Origin of the sequence: Vibrio sp. OPT41, from assembly GCF_015163595.1 — a bacterium.
GTDB lineage: Bacteria > Pseudomonadota > Gammaproteobacteria > Enterobacterales > Vibrionaceae > Vibrio > Vibrio alginolyticus.
Genome location: NZ_JADDYH010000023.1, coordinates 39222 through 56485 on the forward strand (window position 1 = coordinate 39222; position 17264 = coordinate 56485).

General features: G+C 46.3%; 18 protein-coding genes. 9 read left to right on the forward strand and 9 right to left on the reverse strand.

From position 1 onward, the window contains the following. On the reverse strand, positions 1 to 1075 hold a 1075-nt coding region (locus IQP38_RS11415; RefSeq protein ID WP_228010049.1), incomplete at its 3' end, for an MATE family efflux transporter. A 240-nt stretch (positions 1076 to 1315) separates the two neighbouring features. On the opposite strand from IQP38_RS11415, the gene IQP38_RS11420 reads away from it, so the two are divergent. From IQP38_RS11420 to IQP38_RS11430, 3 genes are all read left to right on the forward strand, one after another. Then, complete coding sequence (locus IQP38_RS11420; RefSeq protein ID WP_005381516.1) at positions 1316 to 1606, forward strand: co-chaperone GroES; 291 nt, start codon at positions 1316 to 1318, stop codon at positions 1604 to 1606. A gap of 77 nt (positions 1607 to 1683) precedes the next feature. Continuing rightward, complete coding sequence (groL, locus tag IQP38_RS11425; RefSeq protein WP_193837584.1) at positions 1684 to 3330, forward strand: chaperonin GroEL; 1647 nt, start codon at positions 1684 to 1686, stop codon at positions 3328 to 3330. 313 nt (positions 3331 to 3643) lie between these two features. Further along, positions 3644 to 4207 (forward strand): VC2662 family protein, encoded by a 564-nt coding sequence (locus tag IQP38_RS11430; RefSeq protein WP_005381507.1) that lies wholly within the window; start codon positions 3644 to 3646, stop codon positions 4205 to 4207. 99 nt (positions 4208 to 4306) lie between these two features. On the opposite strand, the gene IQP38_RS11435 is transcribed toward IQP38_RS11430, so the two are convergent. Continuing rightward, positions 4307 to 4804, reverse strand: coding sequence for an MgtC/SapB family protein (locus IQP38_RS11435; protein WP_193837585.1), 498 nt, complete (start codon positions 4802 to 4804; stop codon positions 4307 to 4309). A 95-nt stretch (positions 4805 to 4899) separates the two neighbouring features. Continuing rightward, on the reverse strand, positions 4900 to 5922 hold the full coding sequence (gene epmB / locus IQP38_RS11440) for an EF-P beta-lysylation protein EpmB (RefSeq protein ID WP_005381502.1): 1023 nt from the start codon (positions 5920 to 5922) through the stop codon (positions 4900 to 4902). Positions 5923 to 5954: 32 nt separating this feature from the next. Between epmB and efp the strand changes: the two genes are divergently transcribed. Both efp and IQP38_RS11450 read left to right on the forward strand, forming a co-directional pair. After that, positions 5955 to 6521, forward strand: a complete 567-nt coding sequence (gene efp, locus IQP38_RS11445) for an elongation factor P (RefSeq protein WP_005381500.1) — start codon at positions 5955 to 5957, stop codon at positions 6519 to 6521. A 266-nt stretch (positions 6522 to 6787) separates the two neighbouring features. Then, entirely contained in the window at positions 6788 to 8191 is a 1404-nt protein-coding gene (locus IQP38_RS11450; RefSeq protein WP_172563462.1) for an SPFH domain-containing protein, read from the forward strand. A gap of 103 nt (positions 8192 to 8294) precedes the next feature. Here IQP38_RS11450 and frdD read toward each other — a convergent pair whose 3' ends face one another. From frdD to frdA, 4 genes are read right to left on the reverse strand one after another with little or no spacing between them, the layout of a single operon-like run. Then, positions 8295 to 8672 (reverse strand): fumarate reductase subunit FrdD, encoded by a 378-nt coding sequence (gene frdD / locus IQP38_RS11455; RefSeq protein ID WP_005381493.1) that lies wholly within the window; start codon positions 8670 to 8672, stop codon positions 8295 to 8297. Positions 8673 to 8683: 11 nt separating this feature from the next. Further along, a complete protein-coding gene (frdC, locus tag IQP38_RS11460) occupies positions 8684 to 9067 on the reverse strand; it encodes a fumarate reductase subunit FrdC (protein WP_005381491.1) in 384 nt (127 codons plus the stop codon). 2 nt (positions 9068 to 9069) lie between these two features. Next, positions 9070 to 9828 carry a succinate dehydrogenase/fumarate reductase iron-sulfur subunit gene (locus tag IQP38_RS11465; protein WP_005381489.1) on the reverse strand — a complete coding sequence of 253 codons (759 nt, stop codon included), beginning with the start codon at positions 9826 to 9828 and terminating at the stop codon, positions 9070 to 9072. Next, positions 9828 to 11627, reverse strand: coding sequence for a fumarate reductase (quinol) flavoprotein subunit (gene frdA / locus IQP38_RS11470; RefSeq protein ID WP_005381487.1), 1800 nt, complete (start codon positions 11625 to 11627; stop codon positions 9828 to 9830). The genes IQP38_RS11465 and frdA overlap by 1 nt, the downstream gene beginning before the upstream one ends. 435 nt (positions 11628 to 12062) lie before the next feature. Here frdA and epmA point away from each other — a divergent pair, with 435 nt between their 5' ends. The 4 genes from epmA (at position 12063) to IQP38_RS11490 (ending at position 15176) form a co-directional block, all read left to right on the forward strand. Continuing rightward, positions 12063 to 13034, forward strand: a complete 972-nt coding sequence (gene epmA / locus IQP38_RS11475) for an elongation factor P--(R)-beta-lysine ligase (RefSeq protein WP_005381485.1) — start codon at positions 12063 to 12065, stop codon at positions 13032 to 13034. Positions 13035 to 13043: 9 nt separating this feature from the next. Next, positions 13044 to 13418, forward strand: coding sequence for a VanZ family protein (locus IQP38_RS11480; protein ID WP_193837586.1), 375 nt, complete (start codon positions 13044 to 13046; stop codon positions 13416 to 13418). 21 nt (positions 13419 to 13439) lie between these two features. Further along, positions 13440 to 14075: a TetR/AcrR family transcriptional regulator gene (locus tag IQP38_RS11485; RefSeq protein WP_005381480.1), complete on the forward strand. Its 636-nt coding sequence runs from the start codon at positions 13440 to 13442 to the stop codon at positions 14073 to 14075. 144 nt (positions 14076 to 14219) lie between these two features. Beyond that, the gene (locus IQP38_RS11490) at positions 14220 to 15176 is read left to right on the forward strand and encodes an acetyltransferase (protein WP_017821834.1); all 957 of its coding nucleotides are present in this window, start codon (positions 14220 to 14222) and stop codon (positions 15174 to 15176) included. A gap of 73 nt (positions 15177 to 15249) precedes the next feature. On the opposite strand, the gene IQP38_RS11495 is transcribed toward IQP38_RS11490, so the two are convergent. After that, positions 15250 to 16395: a murein hydrolase activator EnvC family protein gene (locus IQP38_RS11495; protein WP_193837587.1), complete on the reverse strand. Its 1146-nt coding sequence runs from the start codon at positions 16393 to 16395 to the stop codon at positions 15250 to 15252. Positions 16396 to 16422: 27 nt separating this feature from the next. Continuing rightward, a complete protein-coding gene (gene cysE, locus IQP38_RS11500; protein ID WP_005381475.1) occupies positions 16423 to 17244 on the reverse strand; it encodes a serine O-acetyltransferase in 822 nt (273 codons plus the stop codon). Positions 17245 to 17264: the final 20 nt, after the last annotated feature.

Below are 17264 nucleotides of genomic sequence, written 5' to 3' on the forward strand. Positions count from 1 at the left end.
CTTCCTGAGAAAACAGCGCAGCCAGAGGAATGCTCAGCGGTACCATCATCAAGAAGATAAACCCTTGGAATACCACTGCAAAACGCATGCTAATAAATAAACCGGAAAAGGCTCGTTGCGGTTGTTTGGCTCCTAAATTTTGTGCCATAAACGGTGTGAGGGCAGAGGTCAGCGACATCAATACTAAAATCAATATGGACTCAATACGCTGCGCTGCGCCGTAAGCAGCAACCGCCGCTGTACCGTGGTTGGATAACAGCATCATCAGAATGGCACCGGACAACGGATTCATCGCGTTTGATAGCGCTGCAGGGGTACCAATTTTTAGTGTCTGTTGCCAGTCTTGTTTCAGCAAAGCCCATTGGGGTTGAGCAAGCAATTTTTCCCGTTTAATTAGCACATAGAATGAGCCACACAAAGCACCTAACCAGCTAAAGGCACTTGCTATGGCTGCGCCTTGAATGCCAAGTTCCGGAAAAGGGCCATAACCGAAAATCAACAATGGATCGAGCATGCCATTAATCAAACCAGCCAACATCATGACTTTTGCTGGTGTCTTTGTGTCGCCAGTAGCTCGGATAGCACTGTTGCCCGCCATTGGGATCACTAGCAGAGGAATGGTGAGATACCAGACCTGCATATACTGCTCAATAAGAGGGATGAGATCATCAGACGCACCAAGAAAACGAAACAATGGCGCAATGGTGGTAAAGCCAATAGAAGACGCGATAGCCACAAGTAACACGGCTAATAACAAACCGTGGGTGGTGAACCGTGCAGCTTGTGGTGCATGACCTTGCCCAAGCAAGCGACCAATATTGGTCGATAGTCCCATCCCAATCCCCATCGTAATGCAGTTAACCGCAAAGGTGACAGGGAAGGTATAGCTGATAGCTGCTAGCGCTTGAGTGCCAAGCAACGAGATAAAAAACGTGTCCACCAAGTTAAACATCAAAATTGCGATCATGCCCATGGTCATGGGTACGGTCATTTTCCGCAGCGTTTCAGGAATGGGTGCGGTCAACAAACCATGCTTATCGGTCGCTTGGGGTTCCAGCTTGTTATTTTCCTGCATGTGTGACAACTATCTGGTGAGCAAAATGCAAGGATACAAGAAAGCGAGATGCCGAGCGAGTGAGCATTTCTAACGCAAACCGTTGCCTAGTTGTTCGTTATTTTAACTAAGTCACAAAAATTTTGTGCCACCCCCTTGGGATCGCTGCTTCGACCCCTTATATAGGGATCACGTGTCTGGGGCTACAGTCCCTAAGGACAATTATCAAATAAACATGGAAATTTTCAGGAGAGACGACCGATGAACATTCGTCCATTACATGACCGAGTTATCGTTGAACGTAAAGAAGTTGAATCTAAGTCTGCTGGTGGCATCGTTCTGACTGGTTCTGCTGCAGAAAAATCGACTCGCGGTGTTGTTCTAGCTGTGGGTAAAGGCCGCATCCTAGAAAACGGCACCGTACTGCCACTAGACGTTAAAGTCGGTGATACCGTTATCTTCGCTGAAGGTTACGGTACAAAAACTGAAAAAATCGACGGTAAAGAAGTGCTTGTCATGTCTGAAAACGACATCATGGCGATCGTTGAATAATAGCAATCATTGAGTAATTTTTTGCTCAGATTCAATTACGAAATTACACACAAAGAATTTTAGAAAGGAAATCAAAGATGGCTGCTAAAGACGTTAAATTTGGTAATGACGCACGAGTTAAAATGCTGGAAGGTGTAAACGTTCTGGCTGACGCAGTAAAAGTAACACTGGGTCCTAAAGGACGCAATGTCGTTCTAGACAAATCTTTTGGTGCACCGACTATCACTAAAGATGGTGTATCAGTAGCGCGTGAAATCGAGCTGGAAGATAAATTCCAGAACATGGGCGCACAAATGGTTAAAGAAGTTGCGTCTAAAGCAAACGACGCAGCGGGTGACGGTACAACAACAGCAACGGTACTAGCACAATCTATCGTTAACGAAGGTCTAAAAGCAGTCGCAGCGGGCATGAACCCAATGGATCTTAAGCGTGGTATCGACAAAGCTGTTGCCGCGGCAGTTGAGCAACTAAAAGAGCTTTCTGTTGAATGTAACGACACAAAAGCGATCGCGCAGGTTGGTACTATCTCTGCAAACTCAGACGCAAGCGTAGGTAATATCATTGCAGAAGCAATGGAGCGTGTGGGTCGTGATGGCGTTATCACGGTTGAAGAAGGTCAGGCGCTACAAGACGAGTTAGACGTAGTAGAAGGTATGCAGTTCGACCGCGGTTACCTGTCTCCTTACTTCATCAACAACCAAGAATCAGGCAGTGTTGATCTAGAAAACCCATTCATCCTTCTAGTAGACAAGAAGATCTCAAACATTCGTGAGCTTCTTCCAACGCTAGAAGCTGTCGCGAAAGCATCTCGTCCACTGCTTATCATTGCAGAAGATGTAGAAGGCGAAGCGCTAGCAACATTGGTTGTGAACAACATGCGTGGCATCGTAAAAGTTGCAGCTGTGAAAGCACCTGGCTTCGGTGACCGTCGTAAAGCAATGCTACAAGACATCGCTGTCCTAACTGGCGGTACTGTGATTTCTGAAGAGATCGGTCTAGAGCTAGAAAAAGTTGCACTAGAAGATCTAGGTCAAGCGAAGCGTGTTTCTATCACGAAAGAAAACACGACTATCATCGATGGTATCGGTGAAGAAGAGATGATCTCTGGCCGTGTTGCTCAGATTCGTCAACAAATCGAAGACGCAACTTCAGACTACGACAAAGAGAAACTACAAGAGCGTGTTGCTAAACTGGCTGGCGGTGTTGCAGTAATCAAAGTCGGTGCAGCGACTGAAGTTGAAATGAAAGAGAAGAAAGACCGTGTAGAAGATGCGCTAGCCGCAACTCGTGCAGCGGTTGAAGAAGGTGTTGTTGCTGGTGGTGGTGTTGCACTGATCCGTGCGGCATCTAAGATTGCTCACCTAACGGGTGACAACGAAGAACAAAACGTTGGTATCCGCGTTGCACTACGTGCAATGGAAGCGCCAATCCGTCAAATCACGAAGAACGCAGGTGAGGAAGACTCAGTGGTTGCGAACAACGTGAAAGCGGGTGAAGGTAGCTACGGCTACAACGCGGCAACAGGCGAATACGGCGACATGCTAGAAATGGGTATCCTAGATCCAACTAAAGTTACTCGTTCTGCACTACAATTCGCAGCATCGGTTGCAGGTTTGATGATCACAACTGAAGCGATGGTTACTGACCTACCGCAAAAAGACGCGCCAGCGATGCCTGACATGGGCGGCATGGGTGGCATGGGCGGTATGGGCGGCATGATGTAAGCCAGCTTATCTCATCGCTCTAGGGAAACCTTATAGCGGAAAGATAACCGACCAAACCTTTAAAAGTCGAGGCAGATGCCTCGACTTTTTTATGCGTATCACCTGAGAAACATGACGTTCTGGTGTGGCTTATCATGAAATTTTTGAGCGTAAAAAGCGCCATTTCAGAAGCAAAAAATCGAAGAGAAATATTTTTTCTTTTGAGTCAGATGGTTAAATCTGACCTATTGCTAACACTTTTTGAACGGGGACAGAGCAAAATCTGAACATTACACTATGTTGTAAATTGTTGCTTCCCATCATGGAGATGAAAATGAAAAAGCTTATGACGTCATTGGCGGTTGCAGCCGCTATCGCATCACCTGTTGCTTTTGCCGACAGTACACCTGTGATGTTCTCTACTATCGATAACACAAACGCACCTTCTAATTCTTCAGTTGGTGGCGTTCGTTTAGCTGTGCTGCATGGGCAGGTAAATGAGGTTAAAGGTGTCGACTTTTCACTGCTTGGTATGTCAGAAACGGATCGTACGACAGGTGTGAACTTCGGTCTGTTTTTTGGCGCAGCAAAAGTAAATCAAGAAATGAAAGGCGCGTCTTTAGGCTTAGTTAACTGGAACCAAGGTCAGACGACGGGTGTTAACTTGGGTGCTGTTAACATTACGAACAACGTAAAAGGCTTGAACTGGAGCGCGGTGAACTATTCTGAAGGCTACACCATGGCGGATGTGGGCTTAGCGAGTATCTCTAAGAAGTCTAATTTCCAGTTTGGTTTCTTCAACATGACCGATCAAATCGATGGCGTGCAAATTGGTCTTTTGAACTGTGCGGATAACGGTTTCTTCAAGTGTTTCCCACTCATCAACTTTGCTAAGTAATCCCTGAGAAAGTCAGAATCTTTATATACAGAAAGCCCTCGATGTTCGTCGAGGGCTTTTAATTACAGATGGGATGAAGCGAGTTTCTCGGAGCGTTAACTATTTAATTAATCGTGATGAAGTTTTGCGTTGTTGAATTCTTTGATGAACACCGCGGCGTAATGCTTTGATGTGGTTTTCTGCTTTATCCACACCTAACAACACGGTTAATGTCAGGAGAGTAATAACCACCGACTGCGTTAAATAACCTAAACCTATCATCAAACCTAAACCTGCTAGTACCCATATTACAGCCGCGGATGTTACGCCATGGATTTTTCCATCAAGTGTCATCATAACGCCAGCGCCTAAGAAGCCGACGCCAGTAATGATTTGACCAAGCACTCGTGCTTGATCAAGTGTATTTGGCGATAACGACACTGCCATCGACATCAACAGGTAGGTGCCTGAAATAATTAATATTGCTGTGCGAATGCCAACCGGTTTACCACGAGTTTGGCGCTCTATACCGATCATGAGCCCATTAATGGCGCAGCATAGTAGGGCAGGCCAACTGAATGGGCCAAGATCGAAAATTTGTTCGAATGCTGTATGCATCTTGACCTCCAAAAGTGCGGAGTATGCATAGACTTACCGTGCAAAGCGAACAAAAATAATCAATCTAGACGACAAATTTAATTGAGCGTCAGAGCTTATTCTAAATGCAAATCCAACGGCGTTTTACTTGGCCTGCCACCAATTTCTCGTGTGAGTTTTGGTACCAGATAACCCGATACACGCGTGATGAGTCCGCGCATAATAGCTTTCGCTTCTTCGTCCGAAATAAAGTAGTGCGCTGCGCCTTGCACCTTATCAAGAACGTGGAGGTAATAAGGCAAGATACCCGCGTCAAATAAGGCCTCACTTAACGCCACTTGAGCTTCTACCGAATCATTCACGCCTTTCAGCAGAACGCCTTGGTTTAGAAGCGTAACGCCCGCTCTTTTGAGCTTGAACATCTGTTCAGCAAATTCGTCATTGATTTCGTTGGCATGGTTGATGTGAGTGACGAGGATGATTTGTAACCTTGATGCTTGCAGAAGTTGGCATAGTTCATCAGTGACTCGAGCAGGAATCACCACAGGTAAACGGCTATGAATACGCAGACGTTTGATGTGAGGAATATGAGCAATGTGCTCTAAAAGCCAATGAATCTCATCGTCTTTTGCCATTAATGGATCACCACCTGAGAAGATGACTTCGTTCAACTCTGGTTGTTGTGCCATGTACTCTAAGCACTTGGTCCAGGCTTGTTTCCCGCTTTTGTTCTCTTGATAAGGGAAGTGACGACGAAAACAGTAACGGCAATTTACCGCGCAGCCACCTTTGACAATCATCAGGGCGCGGTTGCGATACTTGTGTAGCAGGCCAGGGACTTCATTGTCCTGCTCTTCCAATGGATCATTGGAGTAGCCCGGATGCACCTCAAATTCGTCGCTCAGTGGTAAAACCTGACGTAGAAGAGGGTCTTTAGGGTTGCCTTTCTCCATCCTATCGACAAAACTTTGCGGTACACGCTGTGCAAACAGCTTGCGCGCGGCAAACCCGTCTTGCCACGGTGAAGGATCAATTTCCAGTATTTCGAGCAATTTTGCAGGATCAGAGATCCCATTCGCCAACTGTTTGAGCCAGTTTTGCTCAACAGATTCGACTTTTCGGGTTATTATGTGCGGCATTGAATTTAGCTCTAAGAATGTAAGAGGAAAAAATGGCTACAGTTAGCACCAATGAATTTAAAGGCGGTCTTAAGTTAATGCTTGATAACGAGCCTTGTGTAATTCTGGAAAACGAATACGTTAAACCAGGTAAAGGCCAAGCGTTCAACCGTGTTAAAATTCGTAAACTTCTTTCTGGTAAAGTGCTAGAGAAAACATTCAAGTCTGGTGACACTTGTGAAGTGGCAGACGTAATGGATATCGACCTAGATTATCTATATTCAGACGGCGAATTCTACCACTTTATGAACAGTGAAACGTTTGAACAGATCGCAGCGGATGCAAAAGCGGTAGGTGAAAACGCTAAGTGGTTGGTAGAAAACAACACTTGTATGATCACTCTTTGGAACGGTAACCCAATTACTGTTACTCCACCAAACTTCGTTGAGCTAGAAGTTGTAGACACAGACCCAGGCCTGAAAGGTGATACTCAAGGTACTGGCGGTAAACCAGCGACGCTATCAACTGGCGCTGTTGTTCGTGTTCCTCTGTTCATCTCAATTGGTGAAGTGATTCGCGTAGATACTCGTACTGCTGAATACGTAGGTCGTGTGAAGTAAGCACTTTATATGATTGTTAGAAAGGTCGCTTCGGCGGCCTTTTTTATTGCCTGTGATTCTTCTCTTTTAATCCCTCTGCGTAAAACATCGATATCCTCCGCAAATTTTTGATGATTTTGTATTATTCGTAAAAATCTTATTTATTCCATGAATCTGTCGATTATTCCTTAATGTAACATTTTGATACATTAGTACTTGTTGCTGAGTTGCATAGCAATCTGATTTTTATCGATTTAACTCAGTAACAATCCAAAAAGGAGAACAAAATGGAAAGCAGAGGTTTAGGAAGGGGTTTAAAGGTGGAAGAAAGACGTCAGTTACTACATAAAGGATTAAAAGCAGCCGTATTTGGCGTACCGCTGTTGGCAATAGGCTTAACGATTAATAGCTCGGTGCTGATGACCGATGCGGGTTACAGCTACGTGCATCAGAATAATATTACTGGTGAGTTGGATGTGTTTACTGAACCTGGCATTCATTTTCGTATGCCATTTCTGTCCAAAATCACCAAGTATGACCAAGTCATCACCGTGTCATTCGGTAACAGCAAGGGCGAAGATTTTTATCAACGTCTTGATGCGATTCAGGTTCGATTTGCCGACACCTATATTGGTCAGATCCCCGTAACATTCCGCTTTAAGCTCAGTAATGACCCTGAAGCGGTGAAGAAGATGCATAAAGAGTTCCGCAACAACAGTAACTTGATCGATGCGCTGCTTGTAAAGAACGCACGTAACGTAACGGTGATTACCGCAACCCAATACACGGGTGAAGAGTTTTTCCAAGGTGGTTTGAACCAGTTCAAATCGAAACTTGGCGATCAGTTACGAGAGGGGATTTATCTAACAGAGCGACGTCAGGTTGAAGTGGAAGAGTTGGATCTTGCGCCTGTTGGGGCGAATCAAACTAATCCGAACCAATTACAGCGCACCAATCAACTGGTATGGAAAACTGTGCCAGTCGTAGACAAAACCGGGCAACCAATTCGTCAAGACAATCCGTTACAACAATACGGTATTCAAGTGACGCAGGTGACCATTGGTGACCCGCAACCAGAAAAGCAATTAGATCAGCTATTGGCAGATAAAAAGCGTTTAGTGGCGGATCGTATTCGCGCGATTCAGGAACAAGAAACGTCGAAAGCACAGGCAGAGACCGAGCAGTTACGCAAAGAGATTCAACGAACACGTGAGGTGCAAGACGCCCAGCGTGGTAAAGAACTCGCAATTATTGCTCAACAAAAAGAAGTGGAAGTGGCGCGTCAGATTGCAGAGCGTGAAATCGTTGAAGTGGAAAAAACCAAACGACTTGCTGAAGTCGAGAAGGAGAAAGAGCTAGCTATCGCAGAGGCTAACTTAGCGATTCAAAAAGCGAACGCACTTTCTGCTGAGTTTGAAGCGAAAGCGATATTAGCGAAAGGTCGCGCAGAATCTGAAGTCCTAAAAGGTAAGTATGCGGCGTTAGGAGCAAACCGTGAAGTTTACTTGGCAGAATTGAATCGAGACGTAGCGAACTCGCTGTACAACAATTTGCAAAACTTCCAAGTTCAGATGCCACAAAATTACATTGGTGGAAGTGACGAAACGGGCTTGAAAACAAACCTAGATGTGATTACTGGCTTTGGTGCTCTGGGTCTTATGGACCAGACAAAGAAGGTCGCACAGCAATAAGATCATGGGTGGTCAAAAGCTTAAAAAGCAAAAAGATCATAGGTAACCCAAAGCAATAAAAAAGCTGGCATTTAGCCAGCTTTTTCTTTTTTTGGTCAGTCTCTTAAATCATGAAGATAAAGATAACTGCTAGTGCAGTGATGAGGCCTGCAAATGCATAGCATGCAATTTTACCAATCACACCAGTGTGGAATTTAAGGTCGTGCATGCCGTGGTGTACACGGTGCATTGCATGCCACATTGGCAATGCTAGCGTGCCAATGATGAATAGCGCACCGATGATGCTGGTTGCGAATGCAGAGACACGCTCGTAGCTCATCGCTTCTGCATCAATCACGCCTAGTGGGACCAAGATGCCCAGCACCAATACCGTGATTGGCGTGATCATCGCGAACCAAGTACCACCTGCGCCAAACAGACCCCACCAGATTGGCTCATCAGAACGTTTTGGTGATGTGTTTACACTATAATTCGGTTTCATTGCTCAGCTCCTTACACCACGATGAGAACGATCAGTGAGATGAACGCAACCGCGGCCCACTGAGTCAATACGATGATCTTCTTGTCCACGGGTTTGCCTTTCAAACGAATTGGCATTACTTGTGGCATCATGCTGAAGAAAGTTTGAGCGTGGAATAGGCTACCGAGTAGTGCAACGATGTTGATTGCGACTACGATTGGGTTCGCCATGAACGCTAACCAACCTTGCCATGCTTCAGGACCTTTCACCAAGCAACCTAAACCGAAAGTTAGGAACAGAGTGAATAGGATTAACGGAAGCACCGTCGCTTCACGTAGCATGTAGAAGCGGTAGAAAGGATGGTTCTTCCACCAAGTGCGTTTTACTTCACGAACGTAAGGTTTACGATTGCTCATCCTTATGCCTCCACTTTCTTTGGTGAACCATCAGGTTTCAACATAGCAATCACGAAGTCCATAGAAGACTCCACTTTGCCTTGGTTTACTGCCGCTGCTGGGTCAACGTTCTTCGGACAAACTTCAGAACAGTAACCAACAAACGTACAACCCCAAGCACCGTTTTCACCGTTGATAAGCTTCATGCGCTCATCTTTACCGTTGTCACGGCTGTCTAGGTTGTAGCGGTGGGCTAGCGTTAGTGCAGCAGGACCGATGAACTCTGGGTTAAGACCAAACTGAGGACATGCGGCATAGCACAGACCACAGTTGATACAGCCAGCGAACTGCTTGTATTTCGCCATCTGTTCTGGCGTTTGCAAGTTCGTACCGTCTTCTGGTTTACGATCGTTACCAATGATGTATGGTTTGATTGCTTCTAGGCGCTCGATGAATGGCGTCATATCAACAATCAAGTCTTTCTCGATTGGGAAGTTCGCTAGAGGTTCGATAGTCACACCGTCTGGGTAGTCACGTAGGAAGCTCTTACAAGCAAGTTTCGGTACGTTGTTCACCATGATGCCGCAAGAACCACAGATCGCCATACGGCAAGACCAACGGTAAGACAGATCTTTGTCTAGGTGGTCTTTGATGTAACCAAGTGCGTCAAGTACAGACATGGTTTCATCGAATGGGACTTCGAATGTTTGCTTGTATGGTTCTGCATCTTTTTCTGGGTCGTAACGCAGGATGTCTACTTTTTGAATGCGATTTGCTGACATTATGCTTGCTCCTCTGCGTTCTTCTCTTCAGCCGCTGCTTTTTCTGCTGCTTCACCGTATAGACGAGCTTTTGGTTGTGACTTAGTGATGGTCACATTGCTGTAATCGATACTTGGTGCTGACTCTGGCTTGTAGAAAGCAAGTGAGTGTTTTAGGAAGTTCACGTCATCACGTTCTGTACAACCGTCGTCTAGACGCTGGTGCGCGCCGCGCGATTCTTTACGTAGAATCGCAGAGTGAACCATCGCTTCTGCGACTTCTAGGCCGTAACCCACTTCGATTGCGTATAGAAGGTCTGTGTTGAACACTTTACCTTTGTCTTTGATGCTGATGCGTTTGTAGCGTTCTTTCAACTCAGTGATTTTGTCGATAGTCGCTTGCATCAAATCTTCTTGGCGGTAGATACCACAGCCAGCTTCCATGGTGTGGCCCATTTCTGTGCGGATTTCTGCCCAGTTTTCGTCGCCTTCTTGGTTCATCAGTTTCGCGATGCGCTCTTCAACGGCTTTGACTTGCGCGTCAATTGCCGCGTCGTTCCAACCTTTGAATTCTGCTGCGCGTTTCACTGCATTTTCACCCGCTACGCGGCCAAATACCACGAACTCAGCCAGTGAGTTAGAACCTAGACGGTTTGCACCGTGAAGACCAACAGACGCACATTCACCCACCGCGAATAGGCCTTTAATGCGAGTTTCACAACCGCCGTCCGTTTCAATACCACCCATGGTGTAGTGAACGGTTGGACGAATTGGAATTGGCTCTTTTGCAGGGTCCACGTTTACGTAAGCTTTTGCTAGCTCACAGATGAACGGTAGACGCTCTTGTAGGTACTCTTCACCAAGATGGCGAAGATCTAGGTGCACCACGTCACCCAGTGGGTGTTTGATGGTGTTGCCTTTCTGTTGTTCGTGCCAGAAAGCTTGAGAAACTTTGTCACGAGGACCCAGTTCCATGTATTTGTTCTTCGGTTGGCCAACTGGAGTTTCAGGGCCCATGCCGTAATCTTGTAGGTAACGATAGCCGTTCTTGTTAACGATGATACCGCCTTCACCACGACAACCTTCCGTCATCAGGATACCTGTGCCTGGAAGACCGGTTGGGTGGTATTGAACGAATTCCATATCACGTAGAGGAACGCCGTGACGGTAAGCCATTGCCATACCATCGCCCGTTACGATACCGCCGTTGGTGTTACAGTGGTAAACACGGCCCGCTCCACCTGTTGCTAGAACAACCGATTTTGCTTTGATAGTAACAAGCTCGCCTTCAGACATGTGAATAGCAATCAGACCTTGAACTTCGCCTTCATCAACAAGCAGATCCACCACAAAGTACTCATCAAAACGTTTGATGTTGCTGTACTTCATTGATGTCTGGAATAGCGTATGAAGCATGTGGAAGCCAGTTTTGTCTGCAGCGAACCAAGTACGTTCAACCTTCATACCACCAAAGCGGCGTACGTTGACTTCACCGTTCTCTTTACGACTCCATGGGCAACCCCATTGCTCCATTTGGATCATTTCGCGAGTCGCGTTCTCTACAAAGTATTCAACAACATCCTGTTCACATAGCCAGTCACCACCGCCAACAGTGTCGTTGAAGTGGTTGTCTAAGCTATCTTCATCCTTGATAACTGCTGCTGAGCCACCCTCTGCAGCGACCGTGTGGGAGCGCATTGGATAAACTTTAGAAATCAGAGCGACTTCTAAGTCTGGGTTTGCTTCAGCCGCTGCAATAGCAGTACGAAGACCAGCGCCGCCTGCGCCGATGACTGCGATATCTGTGGTGATAATTTGCACAGTTATCCTCCAGTGTGTGATTGCGGAAATCCGCTTGTTATTGTCATTACGAGGCGCTCTTTAAAAAGAACTCCCCAAAAGTAGTAGGGTTAGTGTAGATGAGCCACATGGCAGAAAAATTGATGTAATTGGGTTTTTGCTTCGGTAATGCACTTAAGGGCATAGAATTTATAGGTTATGTGACTGCTATCACGGCATCGAGGTTTTGGTCCTCAAGCATTAATATTAGGGATGTTAAACCCGTGTTGCGTGACATTAACCGCATGGATAATAGGATTTTAACTGAGTGTTTTTTGTTCTGCGGCACGAGTAATGCTTGCCTCAAATTGGCGAGCACATTAGTAAAAAGAAGAAGGGATATTCCTCTCTTCTTGAAGAGTAAAAAGCATGTAGAATGAGACTTTCCTCGCTGAATTAAAGTTTGAGAGACTTGTTATGCAAACCAACTGGCAACCTACTGCTTCCATTGACCAACTTCGTCAACGTGCGACGTTAATCGCGTCGATTCGACAATTCTTCGCTGACCGACAGGTGATGGAAGTCGATACGCCAGCCATGAGTCACGCAACCGTGACTGACATTCATTTGCATACTTTCCAAACCGAGTTTGTTGGCCCAGGCTATGCCGATGGCAGTAAGCTGTTTTTTATGACCAGCCCAGAATTCCATATGAAGCGCCTTTTGGCTGCGGGTAGCGGTTGTATTTATCAAATCAACAAAGCATTTCGTAATGAAGAGAATGGTCGCTACCACAATCCTGAGTTTACGATGTTGGAGTGGTATCGCGTTGGCTTTGACCATCATAAATTGATGGATGAAATGGATGACCTGTTGCAGCTGGTATTGAAGTGTGGCGCAGCGCAGCGCATGACGTATCAGCAAGCCTTCATTGATGTGTTGGGTGTGTGTCCACTGGAAGGCTCGATGACTGAGCTGAAAGCGGCGGCAAGCAAGCTGGGTTTGAGTGACATTGCTGAGCCAGAGGAAGATCGCGATACGCTGCTGCAACTACTATTTAGCGTGGGAGTAGAAAACAAAATTGGCCAGGACGTGCCGGCTTTTGTGTACGACTTCCCTGCATCACAGGCGGCGCTTGCGAAAATCAATCCTCAAGATCATCGCGTCGCGGATCGTTTTGAAGTGTACTTTAAGGGGATAGAGCTGGCGAACGGATTTCATGAACTGGATAACCCGAAAGAGCAATTAGCGCGCTTTGAACAAGATAACGCAAAGCGTATCGAAATGGGTTTAAAACCACAGCCGATCGATTATCATCTGATCTCTGCACTGGAAGCAGGGTTGCCAGATTGTGCAGGGGTCGCGTTGGGTATCGATCGTTTGATCATGCTGGCGCTAGGCTGTGACCACATTGATCAAGTGACGGCCTTTCCATTTCCAATTGCATAAGGACGTCCAATGAACCTGACGGTTGCACGTTTCGTCATCTTTAGCTACGCCATATTGATCGCTTTTTTATCTCTGAGTTCAGGTGAACTGCAAGACTGGGGCAATATCGCGTATCTCGACAAAATGCAGCACGCTATGGCGTATAGCGGCTTTGCGTTTTTAGGTTGTTTTTGTGTGTGGCGTTGGCGTCAACGTTGGGCGGTGGCGATTGGTATTTTGCTATTCAGCGCCGTTATTGAGTGGTTGCAAGGGTATGTAGGGCGACAAACTTCTTGGTTAGACCTTGTCGCCAACTCAACTGGCATCTTAACTGGTCTGTTATGTTACCGTATTTGGAGCCTCTATCGACCTAGGTTGGTGAAGTCGCTATACTCGATTCGTTAATGAAGAGGGAACACGATAACAATGAAAACGCGCGACAAAATCGTCTACGCGGCACTGGAGTTGTTCAACCAACATGGTGAGCGCAACATCACCACCAATCACATTGCCGATCACATCGAAATTAGCCCTGGTAATCTGTATTACCACTTCCGCAATAAGCAAGAAATCGTTCGTGAGATCTTTGCGCTTTATTCAGCAGAACTTTTAGAAAGATTTACCCCTATTCAAGGTTCGCAAGAGAGCCTGACTATGCTGAAGAGCTACCTAGACTCTATTTTTACCTTGATGTGGAAATACCGCTTTTTCTACGCAAACCTACCAGAAATCTTGTCACGAGATGAACAGTTACACGAGCAGTACATCGATGTGCAAGAGAAGCTGCAAGCGAACCTCATTGCTATTATGCAAGAGTTCGTAACGATGAAGCTGTTGAATGTCGATCAACAACAGTTGAAGTCATTGGTATGTACATTGCACTTGATTGCGTGTAGTTGGTTGGCATATCAATCCGCGATGGCTTCAAAAACCAACATTACCGAGCAAATGGTGAAGCAAGGGATGTTGCAGATGCTTAATGTCGTTAAGCCATTAGCAACTGAGCAGGGCTTAGAGCAGCTACTGTTATTAGAAGATGCGGTTAGCAATCTACACAGTTAAACGTCAAACTGCTTAATATTTCGAGAGTCACTCTCATTTTCGAGTCGTGGCTCGAGTTGACTTGTCAAATATGCCACGCACAATAGTCCCATACGCTAAAAACCCTTGCAGGGATAAGATTCTCGATAAAGGAACTATCGCCCCATGAATTACGACATTTTTAATGGTGATGCTGATGGCATCATTGCTCTTCTACAATTGCGTTTGGCTGATCCTGTCGATGCCCAGTTAATAACCGGTGTAAAGCGCGACATCAAGCTGGTGGAAAAAGTAGACGTGCAAGCGGGTGATGAGCTGACTGTGTTAGACATTTCGATGGAAAAGAACATGGCAGGTCTAGAGCAAGCTTTGGCTCAAGGCGCGCACGTCTTTTACGCCGATCATCACAAAGCGGGCGACATTCCTCAGCATGGTAATTTGGATGCGCACATCGATCTCGATGCCAACATGTGCACGGCGTTGATTGTCGATAAGTTGCTTGATGGGCGTTTTCATGACTGGGCGATTACGGCGGCTTATGGCGATAACATGATTGCTAAAGCCGATGAGTTAGCGAATAACGCGGGCTTGTTGCAGCAACAGAAAGAGCAGCTAAAAGAGCTGGGTACTTTAATTAACTACAACGGCTACGGATCGAAGGTCGAAGATTTACACTTTCACCCTGCGGAGCTGTACCGAGCTTTGCTGAAGTACACGTCACCATTTGAAGCTATTGAAGATACGGCCTCGCCATACTACCAATTGCAATCGGCTTACCAACAAGACATGGAGGCGGCTCTCGCAGTGCCTGCCATGCATGAGAGTGGTAAGCTGAAGTTGTTTGAGTTACCAAACACGGCGGCATCACGCCGAATCAGTGGTGTTTATGGCAACTGGCTAGCAAACCAAACCCCTGACTCTGCGCATGCGGTACTTACTGAAAATGCAGATGGTACTTATACGGTTTCACTCCGCGCCCCATTAAACAATAAACAAGGTGCCGTTGCCGTGTGTGGTCAGTTCCCGACAGGTGGGGGGCGAGAGGCGGCGGCAGGAATCAACGCGTTAAGCAAAGATGATGTGAATGCTTTTATTGATGCGGTAGAAACCTACTACGCATAGCATTTTCCAAAATATGAATACAAAAAAGGAGCCGAGTGGCTCCCTTTTTATTATAAGTCTATGAGTCAGATAATCAGCGTTTTAACCAAGATTTCGGATTCTGCGCTTCACTATTACGACGAATTTCAAAGTACAGCGATGGTCTGTCTTGACCACCTGTATCACCCGCGAGAGCAATCACTTCGCCGGCGGTGACTCGGTCGCCTTCTTTTTTAGTTAAGGCTTGGTTGTAACCATAGAGGGTCATGTCACCTTTGCCGTGGTCGAGCAGTACCACTAAACCGTATCCGCGCAGATACTCAGCAAATACGACAGTACCAGGATAAACGGCTTTCACTTGTTGACCATAGTTGGCAGACAACACCATACCCTTCCAGTTTATCTGCCCAGTTTGTCGCGTACCAAAGTTGTGTAACACACTGCCTTTGAGTGGCCAAGGCAACTTACCGCGCTGTTTGCCGAGTCCGTCCATTGGCACCGCATTACGCTTCGCTGCTTTGGCGATCTCTGCTTTTAAACGGGTTTCGTTGCGTTGCAGCTCGGCTAAGTAGCGTTTGTCATTCTTGATACTGCTCTGAATTTTATTCAGGGTTTGCTTACGCTTGGATTGTGTACTCGCTAGCGCTGTACGTTTTTCGGATTGCTGCTTGAGCAGAGTCTCGATTTGCTCTTTTTCTAGCTCGAGCTGGTTTTTGTTGTGCGCTAATTCTTGGGTTATTTTGGTGATCGCATCAATCACTTCAGCACGTGCTTTAGCTAAATGCTGGAAGTATTGGCTCATGCGGTCTTCTTCCACACCTTGATTTAACAAGTGACCATTGGCCTTCGCTCGCTCGGTTACGTAATACGTTTGCAGCAGCTGTTTGAGTTCTTCTTCTTGCTCTTGACGCTGTGCTTCTTGCAAGGCAATTTTCTCTTCCAGGTTTTCTATGTTTTTGTCTGCTTGTGCGAGGTTAGACTTGGTTTGTCGTATTTCACGCTCAAGCTTAGAAATACCAAGCTCTTGATCTTTTAGTGATTTCTGTAACTCATTGAGCTGCTTTTCTTGGGAAGAGAGCGATTTGCGCTGACGGCTTATCTCACTGGATACGCCTTTGAGCTCTTGCTGACTCACAGCAGAGGAGGTAATGGGATAAGTGGCAGATAAAGCACAAGTTAATAAAATAGCCGAGCGTAGAACAGGGTGATTTTGTTTTCGCACTTGAGAGTTACCTACCACGTTGTTGTCAAAAAGGTTTGTTGACGATTAAATACCATCTCCATGGATAAAGCTTTGCGACTTGCCGTTAAAGCCTTGATCCATATCGAGAGAGGGTTTGTCCGTTTTTGGACGTCCGACGATTTTTGCAGGCACGCCAGCCACCGTTGTGTGAGGAGGCACGGCTTGCAATACCACAGAGCAAGATCCGATTTTCGCGCCTTCACCGACTTCGATATTGCCAAGAATCTTTGCACCAGCTCCGATCATTACGCCTTCGCGAATTTTCGGGTGACGATCACCGCATTCTTTACCAGTACCACCAAGGGTGACATCTTGCAGTATAGACACGTCGTTTTCGACCACGGCAGTTTCACCAATCACGATGCCTGTTGCATGGTCGAGCATGATACCACTACCAATGCGTGCTGCAGGGTGAATATCGACCTGACATGCTACCGAAATCTGATTTTGTAGGTAAGTCGCAAGAGCGTGACGACCTTGCTTCCACAGCCAGTTTGCTACTCGGTAGCCTTGCAGTGCGTGATAGCCTTTTAGGTACAGCAATGGCATTGAGTACATTGAAACAGCAGGGTCGCGATTGACCGTGGCACAAATATCACAAGCCGCGCCGTCAGTGATGGTTGGATCAGCCGCAAAGGCTTCTTCAACCACTTCACGCACAGCCATCGCTGGCATGGAAGCGGTGTTCAATTTGTTAGCCAGAATATAACTCAGAGCGGCACACAAACTTTCATGCTTGATAATGGTGGCATGATAGAAGCTCGCCAGCATAGGCTCTTGTTCTGACATTTCACGGGCTTCTGAGACAATTTTGTTCCAGACTTTTTGTTTTTCGCAGTGTTTCATTCTCAATATCCAGAGTGGTT

Excerpts from the sequence above, each read along its gene's own strand:
- IQP38_RS11465 (WP_005381489.1), bottom strand. The coding sequence starts at position 9,828 with ATGTCAGCAAATCGCATTCAAAAAGTAGACATCCTGCGTTACGACCCA.
- IQP38_RS11430 (WP_005381507.1), top strand. The coding sequence starts at position 3,644 with ATGAAAAAGCTTATGACGTCATTGGCGGTTGCAGCCGCTATCGCATCA.
- frdD (WP_005381493.1), bottom strand. The coding sequence starts at position 8,672 with ATGAAACCGAATTATAGTGTAAACACATCACCAAAACGTTCTGATGAG.
- IQP38_RS11485 (WP_005381480.1), top strand. The coding sequence starts at position 13,440 with ATGAAAACGCGCGACAAAATCGTCTACGCGGCACTGGAGTTGTTCAAC.
- epmA (WP_005381485.1), top strand. The coding sequence starts at position 12,063 with ATGCAAACCAACTGGCAACCTACTGCTTCCATTGACCAACTTCGTCAA.
- groL (WP_193837584.1), top strand. The coding sequence starts at position 1,684 with ATGGCTGCTAAAGACGTTAAATTTGGTAATGACGCACGAGTTAAAATG.
- IQP38_RS11450 (WP_172563462.1), top strand. The coding sequence starts at position 6,788 with ATGGAAAGCAGAGGTTTAGGAAGGGGTTTAAAGGTGGAAGAAAGACGT.
- IQP38_RS11490 (WP_017821834.1), top strand. The coding sequence starts at position 14,220 with ATGAATTACGACATTTTTAATGGTGATGCTGATGGCATCATTGCTCTT.
- efp (WP_005381500.1), top strand. The coding sequence starts at position 5,955 with ATGGCTACAGTTAGCACCAATGAATTTAAAGGCGGTCTTAAGTTAATG.
- epmB (WP_005381502.1), bottom strand. The coding sequence starts at position 5,922 with ATGCCGCACATAATAACCCGAAAAGTCGAATCTGTTGAGCAAAACTGG.
- IQP38_RS11480 (WP_193837586.1), top strand. The coding sequence starts at position 13,044 with ATGAACCTGACGGTTGCACGTTTCGTCATCTTTAGCTACGCCATATTG.
- IQP38_RS11435 (WP_193837585.1), bottom strand. The coding sequence starts at position 4,804 with ATGCATACAGCATTCGAACAAATTTTCGATCTTGGCCCATTCAGTTGG.
- IQP38_RS11420 (WP_005381516.1), top strand. The coding sequence starts at position 1,316 with ATGAACATTCGTCCATTACATGACCGAGTTATCGTTGAACGTAAAGAA.
- cysE (WP_005381475.1), bottom strand. The coding sequence starts at position 17,244 with ATGAAACACTGCGAAAAACAAAAAGTCTGGAACAAAATTGTCTCAGAA.
- frdC (WP_005381491.1), bottom strand. The coding sequence starts at position 9,067 with ATGAGCAATCGTAAACCTTACGTTCGTGAAGTAAAACGCACTTGGTGG.